Origin of the sequence: Bacillus sp. NTK074B, from assembly GCF_017303375.1 — a bacterium.
In the GTDB taxonomy this organism is placed as follows: domain Bacteria; phylum Bacillota; class Bacilli; order Bacillales; family Bacillaceae_B; genus Rossellomorea.
The window spans coordinates 1-362 of sequence record NZ_JAFKOH010000043.1; the positions used below are offsets into that span (position 1 = coordinate 1).

At 50.8% G+C, this 362-nt stretch carries 4 tRNA genes; all 4 read left to right on the forward strand.

Annotation, left to right across the window (positions count from 1 at the left end):
* The 4 genes from JI667_RS21355 (at window position 1) to JI667_RS21370 (ending at window position 362) form a co-directional block, all read left to right on the forward strand.
* Window positions 1-75: transfer RNA gene (locus JI667_RS21355), tRNA-Asn, on the forward strand.
* Between the two features lie 2 nt (window positions 76-77).
* A tRNA-Thr gene (locus JI667_RS21360) sits at window positions 78-150 on the forward strand.
* A 22-nt stretch (window positions 151-172) separates the two neighbouring features.
* Window positions 173-247 (forward strand) — tRNA-Glu (locus JI667_RS21365).
* Window positions 248-286: 39 nt separating this feature from the next.
* Window positions 287-362, forward strand: a tRNA-Val gene (locus tag JI667_RS21370).

The window sequence follows — 362 nt, forward strand, 5'->3', positions numbered from 1 at the left end:
TCCGCAGTAGCTCAGTGGTAGAGCTATCGGCTGTTAACCGATCGGTCGCAAGTTCGAATCTTGCCTGCGGAGCCATTGCTTCCATAGCTCAGCAGGTAGAGTGCTTCCATGGTAAGGAAGAGGTCACCGGTTCGAGCCCGGTTGGAAGCTTTTATTTTTTTAAAAATAGACTGGCCCATTGGTCAAGCGGTTAAGACACCGCCCTTTCACGGCGGTAACACGGGTTCGAATCCCGTATGGGTCACCAATGATTTTGTGAAAGCAAAATAACTTACCATTACATAACGGAGGATTAGCTCAGCTGGGAGAGCATCTGCCTTACAAGCAGAGGGTCGGCGGTTCGATCCCGTCATCCTCCACCA